Source organism: Streptomyces sp. NPDC085946 (genome assembly GCF_044540485.1).
Lineage (GTDB): Bacteria > Actinomycetota > Actinomycetes > Streptomycetales > Streptomycetaceae > Streptomyces.
Genome location: NZ_JBITSF010000019.1, coordinates 61,292 through 82,475, shown reverse-complemented (window position 1 = coordinate 82,475; position 21,184 = coordinate 61,292). Strand labels below are relative to the sequence as shown.

General features: G+C 74.8%; 21 protein-coding genes. 12 read left to right on the top strand and 9 right to left on the bottom strand.

Translation table 11 applies throughout. The features are described 5' to 3' along the window. The first annotated feature begins 29 nt into the window (after nt 1-29). Nucleotides 30-710: a TetR/AcrR family transcriptional regulator gene (locus tag ACIF8T_RS30325; protein WP_400039326.1), complete on the top strand. Its 681-nt coding sequence runs from the start codon at nt 30-32 to the stop codon at nt 708-710. On the opposite strand, the gene ACIF8T_RS30320 is transcribed toward ACIF8T_RS30325, so the two are convergent. Both ACIF8T_RS30320 and ACIF8T_RS30315 read right to left on the bottom strand, forming a co-directional pair. Next, on the bottom strand, nt 707-1,561 hold the full coding sequence (locus ACIF8T_RS30320) for a MaoC family dehydratase (protein WP_400039445.1): 855 nt from the start codon (nt 1,559-1,561) through the stop codon (nt 707-709). The genes ACIF8T_RS30325 and ACIF8T_RS30320 overlap by 4 nt on opposite strands. A gap of 2 nt (nt 1,562-1,563) precedes the next feature. Further along, nucleotides 1,564-2,889 carry a 3-oxoacyl-ACP reductase gene (locus ACIF8T_RS30315; protein WP_400039324.1) on the bottom strand — a complete coding sequence of 442 codons (1,326 nt, stop codon included), beginning with the start codon at nt 2,887-2,889 and terminating at the stop codon, nt 1,564-1,566. Nucleotides 2,890-2,984: 95 nt separating this feature from the next. Between ACIF8T_RS30315 and ACIF8T_RS30310 the strand changes: the two genes are divergently transcribed. Together ACIF8T_RS30310 and ACIF8T_RS30305 are read left to right on the top strand one after the other, a co-directional pair. Beyond that, nucleotides 2,985-4,292, top strand: a complete 1,308-nt coding sequence (locus ACIF8T_RS30310) for an acetyl-CoA C-acetyltransferase (protein ID WP_400039322.1) — start codon at nt 2,985-2,987, stop codon at nt 4,290-4,292. 224 nt (nt 4,293-4,516) lie between these two features. Continuing rightward, nucleotides 4,517-6,436: an AMP-dependent synthetase/ligase gene (locus ACIF8T_RS30305; RefSeq protein WP_400039320.1), complete on the top strand. Its 1,920-nt coding sequence runs from the start codon at nt 4,517-4,519 to the stop codon at nt 6,434-6,436. A 56-nt stretch (nt 6,437-6,492) separates the two neighbouring features. Here ACIF8T_RS30305 and ACIF8T_RS30300 read toward each other — a convergent pair whose 3' ends face one another. From ACIF8T_RS30300 to ACIF8T_RS30290, 3 genes are read right to left on the bottom strand one after another with little or no spacing between them, the layout of a single operon-like run. After that, complete coding sequence (locus ACIF8T_RS30300) at nt 6,493-7,134, bottom strand: class I SAM-dependent methyltransferase (RefSeq protein WP_400039319.1); 642 nt, start codon at nt 7,132-7,134, stop codon at nt 6,493-6,495. Between the two features lie 52 nt (nt 7,135-7,186). Next, nucleotides 7,187-7,501, bottom strand: coding sequence for an AzlD domain-containing protein (locus ACIF8T_RS30295; protein WP_400039317.1), 315 nt, complete (start codon nt 7,499-7,501; stop codon nt 7,187-7,189). Next, a complete protein-coding gene (locus ACIF8T_RS30290) occupies nt 7,498-8,187 on the bottom strand; it encodes an AzlC family ABC transporter permease (RefSeq protein ID WP_400039315.1) in 690 nt (229 codons plus the stop codon). Before ACIF8T_RS30290 ends, ACIF8T_RS30295 begins: the two co-directional genes overlap by 4 nt. A gap of 68 nt (nt 8,188-8,255) precedes the next feature. Between ACIF8T_RS30290 and ACIF8T_RS30285 the strand changes: the two genes are divergently transcribed. Continuing rightward, the gene (locus ACIF8T_RS30285) at nt 8,256-8,828 is read left to right on the top strand and encodes a helix-turn-helix domain-containing protein (protein WP_400039313.1); all 573 of its coding nucleotides are present in this window, start codon (nt 8,256-8,258) and stop codon (nt 8,826-8,828) included. 148 nt (nt 8,829-8,976) lie between these two features. Here ACIF8T_RS30285 and ACIF8T_RS30280 read toward each other — a convergent pair whose 3' ends face one another. After that, the gene (locus tag ACIF8T_RS30280) at nt 8,977-9,180 is read right to left on the bottom strand and encodes a cold-shock protein (protein WP_003974443.1); all 204 of its coding nucleotides are present in this window, start codon (nt 9,178-9,180) and stop codon (nt 8,977-8,979) included. Between the two features lie 308 nt (nt 9,181-9,488). On the opposite strand from ACIF8T_RS30280, the gene ACIF8T_RS30275 reads away from it, so the two are divergent. Both ACIF8T_RS30275 and ACIF8T_RS30270 read left to right on the top strand, forming a co-directional pair. Continuing rightward, entirely contained in the window at nt 9,489-10,337 is an 849-nt protein-coding gene (locus tag ACIF8T_RS30275) for a menaquinone biosynthetic enzyme MqnA/MqnD family protein (RefSeq protein ID WP_400039311.1), read from the top strand. A 105-nt stretch (nt 10,338-10,442) separates the two neighbouring features. After that, the gene (locus tag ACIF8T_RS30270) at nt 10,443-12,212 is read left to right on the top strand and encodes a serine/threonine-protein kinase (protein WP_400039310.1); all 1,770 of its coding nucleotides are present in this window, start codon (nt 10,443-10,445) and stop codon (nt 12,210-12,212) included. 116 nt (nt 12,213-12,328) lie between these two features. Here ACIF8T_RS30270 and ACIF8T_RS30265 read toward each other — a convergent pair whose 3' ends face one another. Next, nucleotides 12,329-12,547 carry a hypothetical protein gene (locus ACIF8T_RS30265; RefSeq protein ID WP_400039309.1) on the bottom strand — a complete coding sequence of 73 codons (219 nt, stop codon included), beginning with the start codon at nt 12,545-12,547 and terminating at the stop codon, nt 12,329-12,331. A 501-nt stretch (nt 12,548-13,048) separates the two neighbouring features. Between ACIF8T_RS30265 and mqnC the strand changes: the two genes are divergently transcribed. Both mqnC and ACIF8T_RS30255 read left to right on the top strand, forming a co-directional pair. Next, nucleotides 13,049-14,245: a cyclic dehypoxanthinyl futalosine synthase gene (gene mqnC, locus ACIF8T_RS30260; RefSeq protein WP_400039308.1), complete on the top strand. Its 1,197-nt coding sequence runs from the start codon at nt 13,049-13,051 to the stop codon at nt 14,243-14,245. 7 nt (nt 14,246-14,252) lie between these two features. After that, a complete protein-coding gene (locus ACIF8T_RS30255; protein ID WP_400039306.1) occupies nt 14,253-14,900 on the top strand; it encodes an imidazolonepropionase-like domain-containing protein in 648 nt (215 codons plus the stop codon). 21 nt (nt 14,901-14,921) lie between these two features. On the opposite strand, the gene ACIF8T_RS30250 is transcribed toward ACIF8T_RS30255, so the two are convergent. Next, nucleotides 14,922-15,941 carry a chitinase gene (locus tag ACIF8T_RS30250; protein WP_400039305.1) on the bottom strand — a complete coding sequence of 340 codons (1,020 nt, stop codon included), beginning with the start codon at nt 15,939-15,941 and terminating at the stop codon, nt 14,922-14,924. A 227-nt stretch (nt 15,942-16,168) separates the two neighbouring features. Here ACIF8T_RS30250 and ACIF8T_RS30245 point away from each other — a divergent pair, with 227 nt between their 5' ends. The 4 genes from ACIF8T_RS30245 to ACIF8T_RS30230 all read left to right on the top strand — a co-directional run bounded on the left by ACIF8T_RS30245 (nt 16,169) and on the right by ACIF8T_RS30230 (nt 20,805). Continuing rightward, complete coding sequence (locus ACIF8T_RS30245) at nt 16,169-16,558, top strand: hypothetical protein (RefSeq protein ID WP_400039303.1); 390 nt, start codon at nt 16,169-16,171, stop codon at nt 16,556-16,558. Nucleotides 16,559-16,570: 12 nt separating this feature from the next. Beyond that, nucleotides 16,571-18,814 (top strand): bifunctional polysaccharide deacetylase/glycosyltransferase family 2 protein, encoded by a 2,244-nt coding sequence (locus ACIF8T_RS30240; RefSeq protein ID WP_400039302.1) that lies wholly within the window; start codon nt 16,571-16,573, stop codon nt 18,812-18,814. Nucleotides 18,815-19,015: 201 nt separating this feature from the next. Next, the gene (locus tag ACIF8T_RS30235) at nt 19,016-20,092 is read left to right on the top strand and encodes an acyltransferase (RefSeq protein WP_400039444.1); all 1,077 of its coding nucleotides are present in this window, start codon (nt 19,016-19,018) and stop codon (nt 20,090-20,092) included. Next, nucleotides 20,089-20,805: a demethylmenaquinone methyltransferase gene (locus ACIF8T_RS30230; RefSeq protein WP_400039301.1), complete on the top strand. Its 717-nt coding sequence runs from the start codon at nt 20,089-20,091 to the stop codon at nt 20,803-20,805. The genes ACIF8T_RS30235 and ACIF8T_RS30230 overlap by 4 nt, the downstream gene beginning before the upstream one ends. Here the strand turns inward: ACIF8T_RS30230 and ACIF8T_RS30225 are convergent. After that, entirely contained in the window at nt 20,792-21,130 is a 339-nt protein-coding gene (locus ACIF8T_RS30225) for a PASTA domain-containing protein (RefSeq protein WP_400039299.1), read from the bottom strand. The two genes, ACIF8T_RS30230 and ACIF8T_RS30225, sit on opposite strands and share 14 nt — an antisense overlap. Between the last annotated feature and the right edge of the window lie 54 nt (nt 21,131-21,184).

Genomic DNA, 21,184 nt, shown 5'->3' with positions numbered 1-21,184 from the left:
GTGCTGCGCCGGACCGTACGCTAATCCGCATGGGTGCCGTGAAGAACAAGCGGATGCCGCGTGCGGTCCGTGAGCAGCAGATGCTGGACGCCGCCGTACGGACCTTCGGGCAGCGCGGGTACATGGCCGCGTCGATGGACGAGATCGCCGAACTCGCCGGTGTCTCCAAGCCGTTGGTGTACCTGTACCTGAACTCGAAGGAAGACCTCTTCACGGCCTGCATCCGCCGCGAGGCCCGGGCCCTGACCGAGGCCGTGCGCGCCGGCGTCCGCCGCGACCTGCCCGCCGACCGCCAGCTGTGGGAGGGCCTGCGGGCCTTCTTCACCCACACCGCGCGGCACCCGGACGCCTGGTCGGTCCTGCACCTCCAGGCCCGCACCCACGGTGAGCCGTTCGCGGCGGAGGTCACCGCGATGCGCGAGGAGATCGTCGCGTTCGTGACCCAGCTGATCCTCGCCGCGGCCCGCGAGGCGCACCGGGACCCCGACCTCCCCGAACGCGAGGTCGCGGGCCTCGCCGAGGCCCTGGTCGGGGCCGCCGAGTCCCTCGCCGCCTGGGCGAACGCCACCCCGGGCGTCACGGCCCGGCAGGCCGCGGCCACGCTGATGAACTTCGCGTGGGCGGGCCTGGGCGACCTGATGGCGGGCCGGCCGTGGACACCGCCGGAGGAGCCGGACGACCCGGACGCGCCGGACGGCCGCCTGGCCTAAGCCGGGCGGACCTCGCCGCCGAGGTGGAGCCGGCCGTCCTCGCCGCGCAGTTCGAACCGGCCGTCCCGGGCCGCGTACGTCACCGTTCCCGGCAGCAGCACCGGTGCCCGGAAGTCCACGCGCACGGTGACCGCGTCGGGCGTGCCGTGTGCGGCGAGGCAGCGGGCCGCGGTCCACATGCCGTGGGCGATCGCCCGCGGGAAGCCGAACAGCCGGGCGGTGAGCGGGTGCAGGTGGATCGGGTTGCGGTCGCCGGAGGCGGCCCCGTAGCGCCGCCCGAGGTCCGGGCCGAGCCGCCACCGCGCGACGGCGGGCAGCGGCTCGCGGTCGCCGGCGGGGGGCGGGGCGGCCCGGCCGGACGTGCGGTGCCGGGCCAGGTACGTGCTCCGCGACTCCCACACCAGCGCGTCCGCGCACCGGAGTTCCGTGACGACGGCGGCCTCCGTCCCGCGCCGGTGCGGCGCCAGCCCCTCGACGTACACCGTCAGGTCGTACGCGCCCGAGGCCGCCGGCGCCCGGTACCGGGTGATCGCGATCGAGGTGTGGACCAGGCCGAGCAGCGGCAGCGGGAAGTCCCGGCCGCTCATCAGCCGCATGGCCGCGGGGAAGCCCAGCACGTGCGGATACGTCACCGGCAGGGCGTCCGCCCCGGCCGGGAACCCGCACACCCGCTCGTACGCGGCCAGCCGCGCGAGGTCGGCGCGCACCCCGGGCAGCACCAGCCGGGTGCGCGGGAACTCCGCGTCGGGACCCGGCCGCTTGAAGGGGGACAGCAGGGCGCCCCGGGCCAGCAGGGGCGGCAGGGAGGGGGGAGCGGTGAGGACGCGGGAGCCGGCGGGGGCCGCGGTCATGGTCACGCCCCCAGCAGGCTCTGGCCGCAGACCCGGACGACCTGCCCGTTGACCGCGCCCGAGGCCGGGTGGGCCAGCCAGGCCGTGGTCTCGGCGACGTCCGCCGGGAGCCCGCCCTGGGCGAGGGAGTTCATGCGGCGGCCCGCCTCGCGGATGAACAGCGGGACGGCGGCGGTCATCCGCGTCTCGATGAAGCCCGGCGCGACCGCGTTGACCGTCACCCCGTGCTCGGCCAGCGCGCGCGGCGCCAGGGAGCGGACCAGGCCGACGACGCCCGCCTTGCTCGCGCCGTAGTTCGTCTGTCCGGCGTTGCCCGCGATGCCCGCGATGGACGCGGTCGCCACGATCCGCCCGCCCGGTCGCAGCGTCCCCGCCGCCAGCAGCGCGTCCGTCGTGCGCAGCACGCTCGCGAGGTTGACGTCGAGGACCGAACTCCAGCGGTCGGCGGGCATGTTGACCAGTCGCCGGTCCCGGGTGATGCCCGCGTTGTGCACCAGGACGTCGAGGCCGCCGGGCAGGGCCCCGGCGATCCGCTCACCCGCGTCGGCGGCGGTGACGTCCAGGAGCAGGGCGGTGCCGCCGAGCCGGTCGGCCAGGCGCCGGGCGTCCGCCTCGGCCTGCGGCACGTCCAGCACGACGACCCGCGCGCCGTCCCGGGCCAGCGTCCCGGCGACGGCCTCGCCGATGCCGCGTGCCGCGCCGGTGACGAGGGCGGTGCGGCCGGCCAGGGGGCGGTCCGGGTCGGCGGCAGCGGCGGCCCCGCCCGCCCCGTCCGTGCCCGCCGCGCCGGCGCCGACCTCGATCACCTGCCCGCTGACGTAGGCCGACTTGGGGGAGAGCAGGAAGTGCAGGGTCGACTCGGCGGCGGCGGCGTCGGTCAGCCGGACCAGGTTCACGGTCCGGCCGCGGCCGATCTCCTTGCCGAGGGAGCGGGTGAAGCCCTCCAGGGCCTGCTGGGCAGCGGCCCGGTGGTGGTCGGCCGGGTCCGGCGGGGCGCCGAGCACCACCACGCGCCCGCTCGCCGTGACCGACCGCACGACGGGGTGCAGCGCCGCGTGCACCTCGGCGAGCCCGGCCACGTCCCGTACCCCGGTGGCGTCCAGGACGACGGCGGCGGGCCGGCCCGAGTCGGCGCCGAGGCCCGCCCGGGCCAGGACGGGCGCCAGGTCGAGCTTCGAGGTGCCCGCGGTGAGGTGGAGCAGGCCGCCGTCCAGCACCGGCCGCTCCGCCGACCAGCGCCGCAGCGCGGCCGGCTGCGGAAGACCCAGCCGCCGGGTCAGGAAGCGGCCGGGCGCGGTGCCGGTGAAGCTCAGGTAGCGGTCGGCCATGTGCGTCTCCCAGCTGCCGAAAGAGGCTCACTCGTGCTTACTCTAGAGTAAGGTTACCGGAGGTAAGGGTACGTCACCGTGAGGAGCAGGTCGAGATGAGCCCCCAGTCGAGCCCTCCGCAGCAGCCGCGGCAGCCGCTGCCGCGGCGCGTCGCGGTCGTCGGCGGCAGCCGCATCCCCTTCGCCCGCTCCGACGGGCCGTACGCCACCGCCTCCAACCGGGAGATGCTGACCGCCGCCGTCGACGGCCTGGTCGAGCGGCACGGGCTCCAGGAGCCGGGCGCGGTGGGGGAGTTCGTCGCCGGGGCGGTCCTCAAGCACAGCCGTGACTTCAACCTCGCCCGCGAGACGGTCCTCGGCTCGCGGCTGGACCCGCGGACTCCGGCGTACGACGTCCAGCAGGCCTGCGGCACCGGGCTCCAGGCCGTCGTCGCCGCCGCCAACAAGATCGCCCTCGGGCAGACCGAGTCGGCGATCGCGGGCGGCGCGGACACGGCGAGCGACGCGCCCCTCGGCGTCAACGACGACCTGCGCCGGATCCTGCTGGAGGCGCGGCGCGCCCGGTCCGTCCCCGGCCGGCTCAAGGCCCTCGCGAAGATCCGCCCCTCCCACCTGGTCCCCGACATCCCGCGCAACGCCGAGCCGCGCACCGGCCTGTCGATGGGCGAGCACGCCGCCGTCACCGCCCGCGCCTGGGGCATCGGCCGCGCCGCGCAGGACGAACTCGCCGCCGCCAGCCACCGGCGCCTCGCGGCGGCCTACGAACGCGGCTTCTTCCAGGACCTGGTGGTCCCCTTCCGCGGCCTGGCCCGCGACCAGAACCTGCGCCCCGGCTCGACGGCGGAGAAACTGGCCGCTCTCAAGCCCGTGTTCGGCCTCGATCACCCCGACCCCACCATGACGGCCGGCAACTCGACCCCGCTGACCGACGGCGCGGCGGTGGTGCTGCTGGCGAGCGAGGACTGGGCCCGGGCCAGGGGCATCGAGCCGCTGGCGTACCTGACGGCGTACGAGACGGCGGCGGTGGACTTCGTGCACGGCGACGTCGCCGACGGCGAGGACGGGCTGCTCATGGCCCCGGCGTACGCGGTGCCGCGGATGCTGGAGCGCGCCGGCCTGGAGCTGTCCGACTTCGACCTGGTCGAGATCCACGAGGCGTTCGCGTCCCAGGTGCTGGCGACGCTGGCGGCCTGGGAGAAGCGCGGGCTGGGCCCGGTGGACCGGGACCGCCTCAACGTCGCGGGGTCGTCGCTGGCGACCGGCCACCCCTTCGCCGCGACCGGCGCCCGGATCCTCGCGACCCTGGCCAAGCTGCTCGCCGAACGGGACGCGCCCGGACGGGGGCTGATCTCGGTGTGCGCGGCGGGCGGGCAGGGCGTGACGGCCGTGCTCGAACGGCCCTGACGCCCCGCACGGAAGCTGAAATACCCTCACGTAACCCCCGACATTGCACAGGCCCGGCTCCGGACCATCGTGAAACCCGCACGAACCCGCCACGTGAGCCCCGTACGATCCACTGTCTACCTGCGGTAACCCCGGTCGGGGTCCCTGCCCGTGAACGCCTCGGCGTGCGAGGCACGTACGTGGTGCAGCAAGCAGGTCCCCGCCGCGCGCCCCAGGAGCCGCCCGTGTCCACCGTCCCTCCCTCCGCCGCCTACGACGACGTACGCCGGGGGCCCGTCCTCGTCACGCCCGAGACGCGCCGGCTGGACGGGGCCGTACGGGAGGTGTCGGTGCCGCCGCTCGCCCGGCCGGTGCGGCACGGGTCGCTGGCGGACCTGCCGTTCGACAACGCGCGCGAGGCCCCGGGGGTCGTCGTGCTCAGCCGCAGGACGGGGCACGGCACGTGGCGGGACCTCACGGCGGCGGAGTTCGCCGACGAGGTGCTGGCCGTCGCGAAGGGCCTGATCGCCGAGGGCCTGGTGCCGGGCGACCGCGTCGCGGTGATGGCCCGCACCTGCTACGAGTGGACCCTGCTGGACTTCGCCGCGTGGGCGGCGGGCCTGGTCACCGTCCCCATCTACCCCACCGCCTCCGTCTACCAGGCCCGCTGGATCCTCCAGGACTCCGGCGCGGTCGCCCTCGTCACCGAGACGGTCGCCCAGGCCGCCGCCCTCGGCCCGGAGCGCGACCGGCTGCCCGACCTGCGCCACGCCTGGGTCGTCGAGAAGGGCCACGTGGAGCGGCTCGCCGAGGCCGGCGCGCACCTCGCCGACCAGGAGGTGGAGGTGCGGCGCGGGGTGCTCGGCCCCGACACCCTCGCCACCCTCGTCTACACCTCCGGCACGACCGGCCGCCCCAAGGGCTGCGCGCTCACCCACGGCAACTTCTTCGCCGAGGTGGACAACGCCGTCGAGCTGCTCTACCCGGTCTTCAGGGCGCGGACGAGCGAGGAGGCCTCGGTCCTGCTCTTCCTGCCGATGTCGCACGTCTTCGGCCGCATGGTGGCGATCGCCTGCGTCCGCGCCCGCGTGCGGCTGGGCCACGCCCCGAGCATCAAGGCCGACGAGCTGCTCCCGGACCTGGCGAGCTTCCGGCCGACCTGCCTGCTGGCCATCCCGTACATGCTGGAGAAGGTCTTCAACACCGCCCGCGCCAAGGCGGAGGCGGCCGGCCGGGCCGCGTCCTTCGACCGCGCCGCGGCCGTCGCCCGGCGCTACGGCGAGGCCCTGGAGGCGCAGCAGAACGGCACCGGCCCGGGCCCGACCCGCTCCCTGAAGACGGCCCGCGCGTTCTACGACCCGCTGGTCTACCGCCGGCTGCGCGCCGCCCTGGGCGGCCGGGTCCGGTACGCCATCTGCGGCGGCTCCCCGCTCGGCCGCCGCCTGGCCGCCTTCTACGCGGGCGCGGGCATCGAGGTCTTCGAGGGTTACGGCCTGACCGAGACCACCGGCGCGTCCACGGTCACCCCGCCGCTCAAACCCCGCCTGGGCACGGTCGGCTGGCCGCTGCCCGGCACCCGGATCCGCATCGCCGCGGACGGCGAGATCCTGGTCGCCGGCGACCACGTCCTGCGCGGCTACTGGGACCCGGCGGCGGGCGGCGTGGTCCCCGCCGCCCCCGACGGCTGGCTGGCGACGGGCGACCTCGGCGCCCTGGACGACGAGGGCTACCTGACGATCACCGGCCGCAAGAAGGAGCTGCTGATCACGGCGGGCGGCAAGAGCGTGGCCCCGGCCCCGCTGGAGAACTGGCTGCGCCAGCACCCCCTGATCTCGCAGTGCATGGTCGTCGGCGACGGCCGCCCCTACGTCTCGGCGCTGATCACCCTGGACCCCCAGGGCATCACCCACTGGCGCCGGATGAACGGCAAGCACCCGGTGCCGCCGGAACTCCTCGTCGACGACGAGGAGTTGCGGGCCGTGCTGCAACGGGCGGTCGACGAGGCCAACAAGCTGGTCTCCCGCCCCGAGTCGATCCGCCGCTTCGCCGTGCTGCCCGGGGACTTCACGGAGGAGACGGGCCACCTCACCCCGTCGATGAAGCTGCGCCGGGACGCGGTCATGCGGGACTTCGCCCACGTGGTGGAGGGTCTGTACGGGCACTGAGGCGGACGGCGCGAGCGGGTGCCGGCCCATCCCGGCCGGGCCGGGGTGGGCGCCCGTCAGCGGCGGGCGATCAGGAACGCCTGCTCGACCAGCTCGCCCTTCTCGGTGTCCGGTGCGCGCACCGTCCGGCTCACCATCCGGAAACCGGCGTCCTCCAGCACCCCGGCGACGTGCTCCGGCCGCCGCCGCTCGAAGGTGAGGGAGACCGGGCGGCCGAAGGGCCGGTCGTGGTGCCGGGGCTCGTCACCGGCCTGGAAGCCGAGCAGCAGGTGGCCGCCCGGGGCCAGGACCCGCCGGAACTCGGCGAACAGGTCCGGCAGGCGGTCCAGCGGGGTGTGGATGGTCGAGTACCAGGACACCACGCCCGCCAGGGCGCCGTCGGGCAGGGCGAGCTCCAGCATCGACCCCTGCTCGAACCGCAGTCCGGGGTGCTCGCGGCGGGCGATCGCCAGCATGGCCTCTGACAGGTCGACCCCGAACACCGACAGGCCCCGGGACGCCAGGTACGCCGTCGTCCACCCCGGCCCGCACCCCAGGTCGGCCACCTCCCCGCCCTCCCCGACGAGTCCGGCGAACCCGGCCAGCACCGCGAGGTCCAGCGGCATGGCCGGGAACACGTCCCGGAAGCGGTCGGCGTAGTCCTCGGCGATGGCGTCGTAGAAGGTGCGGGTGGCGGTCACGAAGTCGGTGTCGGTCATGGCCGGGGACCCTAACGGCCGCCACCGGCGGCGGCACCCGGTACGGGCGTCTTCAGGCCACGCCCGCCGCCCGCAGGGCCGCCGTCACCGCCGCCGCGCCCAGCACCACCACCGCGAACGGGGCGCGGCGCCACGCCAGCACGCCGCCCGCCAGCACCCCGGCCGGGCGCGCCCACCCCGCCGGGCCGCCGCCCTCGGTGAGCGCACCCGTCGCCAGCAGGGCCACCAGCAGGACCACCGCCGCCGCCGAGAGCAGCTCCCGGGTCCGGACCGGCAGCTCCACCCGCCCGTGCAGCACCGGTCCGACCAGCCGGAACGCGTACGTCCCGACCGCGAGGACCAGGATCACCGCGGCCGTCGCGCTCACGCCGCCCGCCCCCGCCCGTGCAGCACCAGCCCGGCCAGCGCCAGCAGCACCGGCACCCCGGCCGGGACCACGGGGGTCACCGCCAGGGCCACGGCGGCGCCGAGCAGCGCGGACCGCCGTACCGCCCGGTCCCCGCGCAGGGCGGGCAGGACCAGGGCGACGAGGACGGCGGGGAAGGCGGCGTCCAGGCCGTAGCGGGCCGTGTCGCCGAGCGCGTCGCCGGCCAGCGCGCCCGCCAGCACGCCGGTGTTCCACACCGCGAACAGGGCGAGCCCCGAGACCCAGAAGGCCGTGCGCCGGGCCGGGCCGGACCGGGCGAGGGTGAAGGCCACCGTCTCGTCGGTGACCAGGTGCGCCCCCAGCAGGCGGGTGAGCCGCCCCCGGCCGATGTCCCCGGCGACGGCCAGGCTGAAGGCCGCCGTGCGGGTGTTGAGCAGCAGGCCGGTGGCCGCCGCGGCCAGCGGCCCGCCCCCGGCCAGCAGCACGCCGACGGCGCTGAACTGGGCGGAGCCCGCGTACACCACCAGCGACATCACCACCGGCACCCACACCGGCAGCCCGCCGGCCACGGCGATCGCGCCGAACGACACCCCGACGACGCCGCCGGCCAGGCAGACCAGGGCCACGTCACGGAGCAGGCCGGGATCGAGCCCCGCCCAGGGGAATGTTCGCTGTACCGAACGCATGTTTTCTACCATGGACAGACGACGCCCTGTTCGTCAAGACGAACGATCAGACCGCTGGAGCGAACGACATGGCCGACGAAACTCCCGCCCCGCCCCGCCTCCCCCTCGACTGGATCGCCGCCGCCCTGCGGCGCGAACGCACCCGCGCGGGCCTGTCGCTGTCGGAGCTCGCCAAGCGGGCCGGCATCGCCAAGTCCACGCTCTCCCAGCTGGAGGCGGCGAGCGGCAACCCGAGCATGGAGACGCTGTGGGCCCTGGGGGTCGCGCTGGGGGTGCCGTTCAGCGCGCTGGTCGAGCCGCCCGCCCCGGCGGTCCAGGTGATCCGGGCCGGCAGGGGCCCTGCGGTCGCCTCCGAGCAGGCGAACTACGTCGCCACCCTGCTCTCCGCCAGCCCGCCCGGCGCCCGGCGGGACATCTACCACCTGCGCGCCGAGCCGGGCGCGGCCCGCGCCTCGGAGCCGCACATCCCGGGCACGGTCGAGCACCTGGTCGTGAGCACGGGCCGGGTCAAGGCCGGGCCGCGCGGCGACGAGGTGGAACTGGGACCCGGCGACTACATGTCCTATCGGGGCGATGTGGCGCATTCCTACGAGGCGCTCGCGCCGGGCACGACTTTCGTGCTGGTCATGCAGCACGTCTGAGAATGCGGAAGGCGGAGGAATTCGCCGGAAATTCACCGGCCGGACGTCCCGGAAAGGCGGCCGCGGCGCTGCCGGGAGGGCGCCGCGCCGGAAAAGGGCAGGAGCCCCGTCGCCGGGCGGCGCGGGGCTCCTTGGGTACTGCTCTCAATCAGACAGGGGTGACGTTCTCCGCCTGCGGACCCTTCGGGCCCTGGGTGACGTCGAAGGACACCTGCTGGTTCTCCTCGAGGGAACGGAAACCCTGCGCGTTGATCGCGGAGTAGTGGACGAAGACGTCGGGGCCGCCGCCCTCCTGGGCGATGAAACCAAAGCCCTTTTCGGCGTTGAACCACTTCACGGTTCCGGTAGCCATAAGCCCTCCTTGGGCTCAAAAGGGTTGCCCTGCTCCAGAACCAGCAAGTGTGAAGAAGATTCTGCACAACTGCGTACGTCTGAGAACGACGAGAGCCCGCGGTCACATGCTCCGCAGGCTCTGTACTGCAAGGGAAACCAAACTGCAACTTGCGACGAGCGTAGCACGGAGACGCCCGAATGCAAGAGAGGTCAAGATCACGTCACCCGAATGTTTGAACGCGCCGTGTTCGGGCGGCGGCCGGGGGCCCGCCGGCCGCCGACGGGGGCGGAGACGGGGGCGCGCCGCCCGAGGGCTAGCCTCACGATGTGGACAATCCTCGCACCCGGCCGCGTGTCGGCCACATCCAGTTCCTGAACTGCCTGCCCCTGTACTGGGGGCTGGCGAGAACGGGCACGCTCCTCGACTTCGAGCTCACGAAGGACACCCCGGAGAAGCTCAGCGAGAAACTGGTGCAGGGCGAACTCGACATCGGGCCGATCACCCTGGTCGAGTTCCTCAAGCACGCGGACGAGCTCGTCGCCTTCCCCGACATCGCGGTCGGCTGCGACGGCCCGGTCATGTCGTGCGTGATCGTCTCGCAGGTCCCCCTGGAGCGGCTGGACGGCGCCCGGGTCGCCCTCGGGTCGACCTCGCGCACCTCCGTACGCCTCGCCCGGCTCCTGCTGGAGGAACGCTTCGGCGTGACGCCCGACTACTACACCTGCCCGCCCGACCTGAGCCTGATGATGCAGGAGGCCGAGGCGGCCGTCCTGATCGGCGACGCCGCGCTGCGCGCCAACATGCTCGACGGTCCGCGCTTCGGCCTCGACGTGCACGACCTCGGCCTGCTGTGGAAGGAGTGGACGGGACTGCCGTTCGTCTTCGCGGTCTGGGCGGCGCGCCGCGACTACCTCGCCCGCGAACCGGTCATCACGCGCAAGGTGCACGAGGCCTTCCTCGCCTCCCGCAACCTCTCCCTGGAGGAGGTCGGCAAGGTCGCCGAACAGGCGGCCCGCTGGGAGGCCTTCGACGAGCGGACCCTCGCCCAGTACTTCACCACCCTCGACTTCCGGTTCGGCGGCCCGCAGCTGGAGGCGGTGACGGAGTTCGCCCGCCGGGTGGGCCCGACCACCGGCTTCCCGTCGGACGTCAGGGTCGATCTGCTGGAGCCCTGAGCCCGGCCGGAGCGGCGCACTACGCTGCTGGGGCCCGGGCGTGCGGGAGGGGGAACGCCCGTACGCGGGCGAGGGGCACACCGCACACGGGGGAAGGGTGACGCCATGCGGCCGCTGGAAGCCGACGAACCCACGGCCGTCGGGCCCTACCGGCTGCTCGGCCGGCTCGGCTCGGGCGGCATGGGACGGGTCTACCTGGGGCGCAGCGCCGGGGGCCGCACGGTCGCCGTGAAGATCGTGCACCCGCACTTCGCGCTGGACGAGGAGTTCCGGGCGCGGTTCCGGCGCGAGGTCGAGGCCGCGCGCCGGGTCGGCGCCGCGTGGACGGCGCCCGTCCTGGACGCGGATCCGCAGGCCCCGGTGCCGTGGGTCGCCACGGCGTACGCGGCGGGCCCGTCCCTGGCGGCCGCCGTCGCCGGCGGCCCCCTGCCGGCCCACACGGTACGGGTGCTGGGGGCGGGGCTCGCCGAGGCACTGGCGGCGGTCCACGAGCTGAACCTCGTGCACCGGGACGTGAAGCCGTCCAACGTGCTGCTCACCGTGGACGGGCCCCTGCTGATCGACTTCGGCATCGCCCGGGCCACGGACGGTACGGCGTCCCTGACGTCCACCGGCGTCTCGATCGGCTCGCCCGGCTACATGGCGCCCGAGCAGATCCTGGGCAAGGGCGTCTCCGGCGCGGCGGACGTGTTCTCGCTGGGCGCGGTGCTGGCGTTCGCGGCGGCCGGGCGGCCGCCGTTCCCGGGGGACTCCTCGGCGGCGCTGCTGTACAAGGTCGTGCACGAGGAGCCGGAACTCGGCGCGCTGGACGGCGCGTTGCGGGAGCTGGTCCGGGAGTGCCTGGCCAAGGACCCGGCCGCGCGGCCGGCACCGGCCGAGGTGGCCCGCCGCCTCGCCCCCGACGGCGCGGCCCGCCTGGTCGCGGCCGGCTGGCTGCCCGGCGCGCTGGTCGAACAGGTCGGCCGCAGCGCGGTACAGGTCCTCAACCTGGAGGCGGGACAGGGGGAAATGCCCGGGGCCGCCTCGGGGCCGGTGGGGTTCAGCAGGCGGTCGGTGGGGGCGCGGGGCGGCGAGGGCGGTGCCGGGGGCCCGACGCCGCCGGGTGCCGCGGGCCCCGGAGCCGGCTCCGGGGCGCCGGGCGCCGGGGACCCCGCCCCGCCCGGGGCGGGAGCCTCCGCCCCGCCGGCCGCCGGAGGCTTCGGGCCGCCGCCCGCGAGGGGACCGGTCCCGCCCGGACCGCCGGACGCGCACGTCCCGGACACGGCGCCCTCCCCGGGGACGCGCCGCCCCGCCGGGGTCTCCGTCAGCGTGGCGGCGACCTCCACCGCGGAGGGCGGCGGGCGGGTACGGAGGCTGAGCTGCACGGTGGCCCTCGCGGTGGCGGGGGCGATGGCGGCGGTGACCGTCGGGTCGGTGTTCGTGTTCGAGCTGCTGCCCGGCCGGTCCGAAGGCGACGCGGACGGCTCCGGGAGCCGGCCCCCGGCGGCGAGCGCCGCCCCCGACGGGTCCACCGGAGCCCCGGCCGCCGTCCCCGCCCGCTACCTCGGCACCTGGGAGGGCCGGGGCCGCGCCCTGGACGGCACGCTGCCCGCGGGCACCTTCCGCGTCACCGTCCGGCAGGCGGCGGTGGGGCAGGAGGTGGGACGGGTGCGGCAGACGGACGCGCTCGGCGGCGTGTGCGTGGACGTCCTGACCCTGGAACAGGTGACGGACCGGCAGCTGGTGGCGAGATCGGCCGGGGCGGAGGACAACCACGGCGGCTGCGACCCGGCCCCCGCCACCGTCCGTCTCGTCCCGGCCGGCGACGGCCTCCGCTACGCGTCGGACAGCGCGGAGTCCGGGCGGCCCGAGGCACGTCTGACGAAGGTCGGGTAGCGGCGCACGGGGCGGGCAGCGGCGTACGGGGCACGCGGCGGCGGCCGGGGACGGGTGCGCGGACGTGCGACGGCCGCCCCGGACCGAGGGAACCGGGGCGGCCGTCGCGGGTCGCGTCAGTACAGCGAGGCGTGCAGGTGCACGTCCGCCGCGACACCCTCGGGCGACACGGCGGCGCCGGCGCCGGCGGTGAGGCAGAGCGGGCCGGCCTCGACGTGCAGACCGGCGGCGGCGCCGGCGGCGGCAGCGGCGTGCACGCCCGCCTGCCCGCCGGAGACGCCGTCCAGCTCGGCGTCGGAGATCTCGGCCGTTTCGACCTGGGGGGCGAGGTTCATGGCGCGCGTTTCCCTTCGTGTCAGCAAGGTTCGACCGCGGGCCCGGCCGCATTCCGGGAGCGGCGGAACGCCCGGCCGGTGATCCGCGGGCCCCGATCAAAACACGCGGGCGGGGGGCCGGCCAGCCGGTCGGCGGGCGGGCGGCGCCCCGGGCGCCAACCGCTTTCACCGGTGTGGGAACACGGTCACCGAATGGCCCGATGTCTTCACGCGATCCGTGGTTTGACCGCGGCGCCCGCCGTCGCCGCCCGGCCGGAAGACGGCCCCCGCCGCCGCGCGGGCACGGCGGCGGCCCCGTCCCGCGCGCTCCCGGTGAACGATGTGGGAATCCGCGGGATGTTCCGGGACCGCGCGGGACCGCCGCGCCGCCGGCCCGCCCCGCCCGTGCCGTCCGCTCGCCCGCGCGGCCTGGCGTCGGCCCGTCGAAATGCCTGGCGTACGCTGGTTCGGTCCGTCCATGAGCGACGATACGTCGACCACCCTTGACGAAAGGGACGCCCGGTGACCGAGAAGGCCGACCTTCAGCCCGTCCTCGACCGTGCTGCCGCCGGCGGGCGGATCACCCCCGAAGAGGCCCTCGTCCTCTACCGCGACGCCCCGCTGCACGCGCTGGGCGCCGCCGCCGACGCCGTACGCCGCCGGAACTACGCGGGCACCGAGCACATCGCGACGTACATCATCGAGCGCAACATCAACTACACGAACGTCTGCGTCACGGCGTGCAAGTTCTGCGCCTTCTACGCCCCGCCGAAGAGCGACAAGGGCTGGACGCGCGACCTGGACGACATCCTGCGCCGGTGCGCGGAGACCGTCGAACTCGGCGGCACGCAGATCATGTTCCAGGGCGGCCACCACCCGGACTTCGGCGTCGAGTACTACGAGCGGCACTTCTCCGCCATCAAGAAGGAGTTCCCGCAGCTCGTCATCCACAGCCTGGGGGCGAGCGAGGTCGAGCACATGGCCCGGATCTCCGGCGTGAGCGTCGAGGAGGCCATCACGCGCATCCGCGACGCCGGGCTGGACTCCTTCGCCGGCGCCGGCGCGGAGCTGCTGCCCGCGCGGCCGCGCAAGGCCATCGCCCCGCTGAAGGAGTCCGGCGAGCGCTGGCTGGAGATCATGGAGATCGCGCACGGCCTGGGCGTGGAGTCCACCAGCACCATGCTGATGGGCACCGGCGAGACCAACGCCGAGCGCATCGAGCACCTGCGGATGATCCGCGACGTCCAGGACCGCACGGGCGGCTTCCGCGCGTTCATCCCGTACACCTACCAGCCGGAGAACAACCACCTGAAGGGCCGCACGCAGGCGACCCTCTTCGAGTACCTGCGGATGATCGCGATCGCGCGCCTCTTCCTCGACAACGTCCGGCACATCCAGGGGTCCTGGCTGACGACGGGCAAGGAGGTCGGGCAGCTCTCCCTGCACTACGGCGCCGACGACCTCGGCTCGATCATGCTGGAGGAGAACGTCGTGTCGTCGGCCGGCGCCAGGCACCGCTCCAACCGCATGGAGATCATCGACCTGATCCGCACGGCGGGCCGCGTCCCGGCGCAGCGCTCGACGACCTACGAGCACCTCGTCGTCCACGACGACCCGGCGAACGACCCGGTCGACGACCGCGTGGTCTCGCACATCTCGTCCACGGCGATCGAGGGGGGCACCGCCCACCCCGAGCTGAAGCTGCTCGCCTCCAACTAGCGCCGCCGTGCCGACGATCCACACCGCCGACCTGCTGCTGACGGGCGACCCCGGGCGGCCGGCGGTGCCGGGCGGCGCGGTGCTCGTGGACGGCCGGGAGATCACCGCCGCCGGCCCGTACGAGGACCTGGCGGCCGCGTGGCCCGCCGTCCGGGTGCGGCGCTGGCCCGGCCTCCTCACGCCCGGCCTGCTGAACCCGTACGGGCCCGAACTGCTGGAGGGCGCCTACCATCCCGACCCGCGCGAGGCCGCCGAGCTGGGCACCGGGCCGCTGACCGGCGCGGCCCTCGCGGCGCTGGAGATGTCCGACGCCCGCTGGGGCGCGAGCGCCCGGCGCGGTGTGCAGCGGATGCTGGCGCACGGGACGGTGGCGGTCGCGGGCGACCTGCGGCGGCCCGCGGTGCTGGACGCCGTCCACCGGGCGGGGCTGGCGGCCGAGCGGCGTGCCGGGCGGCCCGAGGGGGCGCCCGCCCTCGACCCGCTGGCCGCGCGGAGCCCGGCCGAGGCGATGCGCCCGCCCCTGCTGCCGTACCGAGGCAGGGCGGCGACCTTCGCCGTCTTCGACGTGCCCGACGAGGCGGCGCTCGCCGCGCGCGGCGCCGCGACCTGCGTGGCGACGGTCGTCGCCGGGCGCCTGGTGTACCGGCGCCGCTGAACCACGCCGGCGCCGGTCCCCTCAGCCCGAGAACGCCTCCGCGAACGCGCCCGCGCTCTGCTCCACCCCGCTGCAGTCGGTCGAGGCGTCGTCGGCCCCCGCGTCCTCGTCCTCGCACCGCCGGTCGCGGAACGCCGACCACATCGACACCCAGGCGATGTCCTTCTCCTCGGCGAACGCCCGCACCTCGGCCGCGTCCGCGAGCGTGAAGGTCTCCCCGTCGACGTCGTTGACGCCGATCATCGAGGTGAGCGCCATGCCCCGCCAGGTGGCCGCGTCCGACTGCCCGAAGACCTCCTTGAGCTGGGTGTGGGCGGCCCGCGCGGAACGCAGCGCGTAGGCGCCCATGTCGCCGGTGTAGGACTCGCCGTAGTTCATCGTCATGAGGTTGACGGTGGAGACCTGGACGCCGTGGTCGTTGGCGGACCGGAGCAGCGCCACGCCGTCGTCGTCCAGTCCGGAGGGCATCACCGGCAGCGTGAAGGACACCTCCAGGTCCTCGCGCTCCCGCTGGAGCAGCGCGATCGCCTCCGACCGCAGGGCCACCGAGCCGGCGTCGGTCAGCTCGTCGCCCTCGACGTCGAAGTCGGCCTTGCCGGTCCCGGCCGCGTCCAGCGCCTCGCCGTACGCCGCGGCCAGCTCCGACGCGCTGTCGCAGACCGCCGCCAGTTCCTTGCCGGAGGCGCCGCCGAAGGAGACGCGGACCGCGGCGCCGTCCGCGGTGAGCTCCGCGATCCGGTCGGCCACCGACGCGTCGCCGAGCTCCCGGGTGCCGTTCCACCGCGGCGTGCACCCGCTCCCGGAGGAGATCACGAACGCCAGGTTGTACGTCGTCGGCGAGCCCGCGGAGTCGTTCTCGGAGGCGCTGGTGGCGCTGACGTAGGGGGCGTACGCCGGGCCGGCCGAGGACGACGCCGACGTCGGCGCAGCCGTGGGGGCCGCCGAAGGCGCGTCCGCCGCACCGCCCTGGCCGGAGCACCCCGTGATGGCCAGGGCAAACAGGCAACCGAGCCCGGCCGCCGATGTCCGCAGACCCCTCATTGCACATGCACCCGCTCTCGCTGTTTTTTGTCCCAGCCCGGAAACAAAAGCCGGGTCCGGAGAGGCAAAGTCTCACACGGGGCTGTGTGCCGGACGAGTGGATGCGGCGCTGACCTGCACATTCGCCGAATTCTCTCAGCGCAAGGACAGGTTCGGGCGTTTCTCATGGGTGGCTCACAAGAAACACCGAGTTCCTGTCACATAAACGATCTCTAATATCCGGGGACATGCAATCCGAGTCTGTCATCGAAAACCGCGCCGACGTGCGCGGTCGCCGCCGCAAACGGGGCAACGGGTCCGCCGACGGGCCCGTGTTCGTCGACACCTCCGGACGCCGGGCGAAGCTGCTGCGCCGGATCGGCCTCCTGCTGGGCGCCGTCTGCCTCGGGTACGCGGGCGTCCTCGGCGCGGCCTTCATGGGCTGGGGCACCTCGCTCACGCCGTCGCGGCTGCTGCCCTTCGCGGGCGCGGGCCCCGGCGGTTCCCAGCCGCAGGGCGGCGGCGTCCCCGGCGTCCCGCCGAGCGGCGCGCCCAGTGGCGTGCCCGGCGGCCTCCCCTCGGCGGCGCCCACGGGCACCGCCCTCCCGACCCCGGTCGCCCCGGCCGCCGTCGACTGACCGGGAGCAGCCATGACCACGACGTCCCCGCGCGGCCGCCGCCGCGCCCCCGGCCGCATCGAGCGCGCCGCCGGCAAGGCCGCCGCGCTCCAGCGGCCGCGCGTCATCCTCGCCCTGCTGATCCTGCTCGCGCTGACCTGCGTGATGCTGCTCGACGGCTATCTGCGCGCCGAGGTCGGCGGCGACCAGCGCGTGCGCACCGGGGCGAGCTCCAGCGACGTGCCCGACGAGGTCCTGGAGGGCGGGCCGATCCTCACCTTCCGCGGCGGCCGGGCCACCACCCTCTCCGTCCCGGACAAGACGATCGCGCTGACCTTCGACGACGGCCCCGACCCGACCTGGACGCCGCAGATCCTGGAGATCCTGGAGAAGTACGACGTGCCCGGCACGTTCTTCCTGGTCGGCTCGATGGTGGCGCGCTACCCCGGGATCGTGGCGGACCTGGTCGAGCAGGGCAACGAGGTGGGCATCCACACCTTCACGCACGTCGACCTGTCGTACCAGAGCGACGCCCGCGTCACGCGCGAGATGGAGCAGACCCAGCTCGCGCTGGCGGGCGCGGCCGGCATCACGACGACACTGTTCCGTGCCCCGTACTCCTCCGAGACGGACGCCGTCGACAACTACAGCTGGCCGGTCTACGAGGAACTCGGCGAGCAGGGCTACACCAGCGTCTTCATCGACACCGACAGCGACGACTGGAAGCGGCCGGGCGTCTCGAAGATCGTCCAGTGGGCCACCCCGGAGGACGGCAAGGGCGCGTCCGTGCTGTTCCACGACGCGGGCGGCGAGCGCTCCCAGACGATCGCGGCGCTGCCGAAGTACATCGAGAAGATGAAGGCGAAGGGCTACACCTTCACCACCGTCAGCGGGGCGATGGAGGAGCAGGACGGGGGGCTGCCCGGCGGCGCGGCCGCCGCGGACGCCCAGGGCACCGGCACCGGCCGCCTCCAGGCCGCCCACCGCGAGGCGAGCGGCACCCTGCTCTACGAGGGCAAGGCGCTGCTCGCGGCCGTCGCCGTCGCCGAGTGGACCGTGCCGACGCTGTCCGTCGGGCTCATGGTCGTCGGCGTGGCCGTCATGGGCCGGTTCGGCATGATGCTCCTCCTGGCCCGCCGCCACCACCGGCAGCGCAACCGGCGCCGCTTCAGCTGGGGACCGACCGTCACCCGGCCGGTGAGCGTGATCGTGCCCGCGTACAACGAGAAGGAGTGCATCGCCAACACCCTGCGGTCGCTGGCGCGGAGCACCCACCCGATCGAGGTCCTCGTCGTCGACGACGGCTCCACGGACGGCACCTCGGAGATCGCGCGGGCCGCGGCGGAGTCCCTCGGCATGCGGAACGTCCGCGTGATCCGCCAGGAGAACGCGGGCAAGCCCGCCGCGCTCAACAACGGCGTGCGCAGCGCCGGTCACGACATCGTCGTGATGATGGACGGCGACACCGTCTTCGAACCGGACACCGTCCGGCAGCTCGTGCAGCCCTTCGCCGACCCGGAGGTCGGCGCGGTCGCGGGCAACGCCAAGGTCGGCAACCGCAACACGGTCATCGGCGCCTGGCAGCACATCGAGTACGTGATGGGCTTCAACCTCGACCGCCGCATGTACGACCTGCTGCGCTGCATGCCGACCATCCCCGGCGCGATCGGGGCCTTCCGGCGCGAGGCGGTGCTGGACGTCGGCGGCATGAGCGAGGACACCCTCGCCGAGGACACCGACATCACCATCGCCCTGCACCGGGCGGGCTGGCGGGTCGTCTACCAGGAGCACGCGCGGGCGTGGACCGAGGCGCCCGGTTCCCTCAAGCAGCTGTGGTCGCAGCGCTACCGCTGGTCCTACGGCACCATGCAGGCGCTGTGGAAGCACCGCAAGTCCCTGACGGACCGGGGGCCTTCGGGCCGCTTCGGCCGGGTCGGCATGCCGCTGGTGGTGCTGTTCCAGATCGTCACGCCGGTCTTCGCCCCGCTCATCGACGTGTTCACCGTCTACGCGATGGTCTTCGTCGACTTCCGGGCGTCCCTGCTGGCCTGGTGCGCGGTGCTCGGCGTCCAACTGCTGTGCGCGGCCTACGCCTTCCGCCTGGACCGCGGGAAGTACCGCTACCTGCTGATGATGCCGCTCCAGCAGCTCGCCTACCGGCAGATGATGTACCTCGTCCTCATCCACTCCTGCATCACCGCCCTGACCGGCGGCCGCCTGCGCTGGCAGAAGCTGAAGCGGACCGGCGAGGTGGGCACCCCGGCGGGGGTGGGCTGAGTGGGGGCGCACAGCAAGGGCGCGGCACGGGCACGCCCGGCGCCGCGCACGGGGGCGGCGGACCCCGCGGGGCCCACGGGCCCCGCGGGGTCCGCGTCGGGCACGGAGCCCGTGGCGGGCACGGGACCCGCGGCGGGTGCAGGACCCGCGGCGGGTGCAGGACCCGCCGCGGGCCCGCCCGGCCCCGCGGACACGGCCCCCCTGCCCCGCGTCGCGTCCGCGGGACGCGACCGCTACTTCGACACCCTGCGGGCCGTGGCCCTGGTCCGGGTGGTCACCTACCACACGTTCGGGTGGGCCTGGGCGGGACTGCTCTTCCCCTCGATGGGGATCATGTTCGGCCTGGCCGGCACGCTGATGGCGAAGTCCCTGGAGCGTCCCGCGGCGAAGGTGATCAGGAGCCGGCTGCGCCGGCTGCTGCCCCCCTTCTGGTTCTGGGGCCTGTTCGTGGTCGTCGCGATGCTGGTCCACGGCTGGATGCCCGGGTGGCAGATCGTCTACTGGGTGGTGCCGCTCGGCGACCCGCCGGGCAGCGCCTGGGGCGAGCAGGCCTGGGAGATCGTCTGGTACCTGCGCACGTACCTGTGGTTCGTCCTGCTCTCCCCGCTCCTGCTGCGGCTGTTCCGCCTCGCCCCGGTGGCCGTCCTGCCGGCCTCCCTCGTCCCGATCGTGGTGTTCCAGTACGTCTGGCAGCCGCCGGACGGCCGCCTCGGCAGCGCGCTCACCGACCTGGCGACGTACCTGTGCTGCTGGCTGCTCGGCTTCGCGCACCGCGACGGCGTGCTGCACCGGCTCCGGCCCGCCGGGGTCGCCGTGCCGGCGCTGGCCGCCGCCGGCTTCGGCGCCTGGCACGCCTTCGCGCACCAGGCCGCGTACGGCACGTACGACCTCGACGAGAACCCGCTCGCGCAGGCCTTCTGGTCGGCGGGCTTCGTGGCGCCGCTGCTGTACGCCAAGGCCCGCCTGCGCGTCGACTTCGCCGGACTGGCCCGCTTCCGGCGGCTCGACCGGATCGTCACCGTCCTCAACTCCCGCGCGGTGACCGTCTACCTGTGGCACGAGATCGCCCTGGTGCTCGCCGTGCCGCTGATCGACCGGTTCTGGGAGGTGCCCGCCTTCGAGGCGTACCTGCCGCTGGAGAGCCAGTGGTTCCTGTTCGGCGTCGGCTGGGTCCTCGTCGCGGTGTTCGTGCTGCTGTGCGGGTGGGTGGAGGACGCGGCGGCGCGCAGGAAGCCCGAACTCCTCCCCGGCGGGCGCCCTGCAAGAATGACCCCGTGACCCGCGCATCCCTGGACAAGCAGCCGCACGAAGTCGCCTCGATGTTCGACGACGTGGCGGAACGGTACGACCTGACCAACGACGTGCTGTCCCTCGGCCAGGACCGGCGATGGCGCAAGGAGGTCGCGAAGGCGGTCGACGCGCGGCCCGCGCAGAAGGTCCTGGACCTGGCGGCCGGCACGGGCACGTCCTCGCTGCCCTTCGCCCGCACCGGCGCCTACGTCGTGCCCTGCGACTTCTCGCTGGGCATGCTGCGGGTCGGCAAGGAGCGCCGCGGCTGGCTGCCGTACACCGCGGGCGACGCGACGCGGCTGCCGTTCAAGGACGACACCTTCGACGCGGTGACGATCTCCTTCGGGCTGCGCAACGTGCACGACACCGACGCGGCCCTGCGCGAGCTGTACCGGGTGACGCGGCCCGGCGGCCGGGTCGTCATCTGCGAGTTCTCGCACCCGACGTGGGCGCCGTTCCGGACCGTCTACACCGAGTACCTGATGCGCGCCCTGCCGCCGGTCGCGCGGGCGGTGTCCTCCAACCCCGACGCGTACGTCTACCTCGCCGAGTCCATCCGCGCCTGGCCCGACCAGCCCGCCCTGGCCGGCCGGCTGCGCGGGGCCGGCTGGTCGCGGGTGGCGTGGCGCAACCTGACCGGCGGGGTGGTGGCCCTGCACCGCGGGTTCAAGGACGCCCCGGGCACCCTCACGGAGGGCTGAGGACCGGGGCGGGGTCCTCCGGTTCGTCCAGTTCGCGCCGCATCCCGCCCGACGGCGGCACGGCCGGCCGCGGCTCCCGCACGCCCGAGCCCCCCTCGCCGTCGCCGGGGTCGAACCAGACGGTGACCACGGCGCCGCGCGGCACCTCGGCGCCGGGCTGCGGGTACTGCCGTACGACGTAATCGACGACCGTGCGCGGGAAGTCGGGCCGGTCGGGCGCGTCGAGCCGCACGCCGCCCGCCTCGGCTCTCTCCCGCGCGTCCACGGCCATCAGGCCGACCAGACGCGGTACGCGGACTTCGGGTGTGGTGTGTGGGAAACGCACGGTGGTCACCCCCAGCGGTACGGGCAGGGTAACTCCGGCTCCGCACCGGCCGGA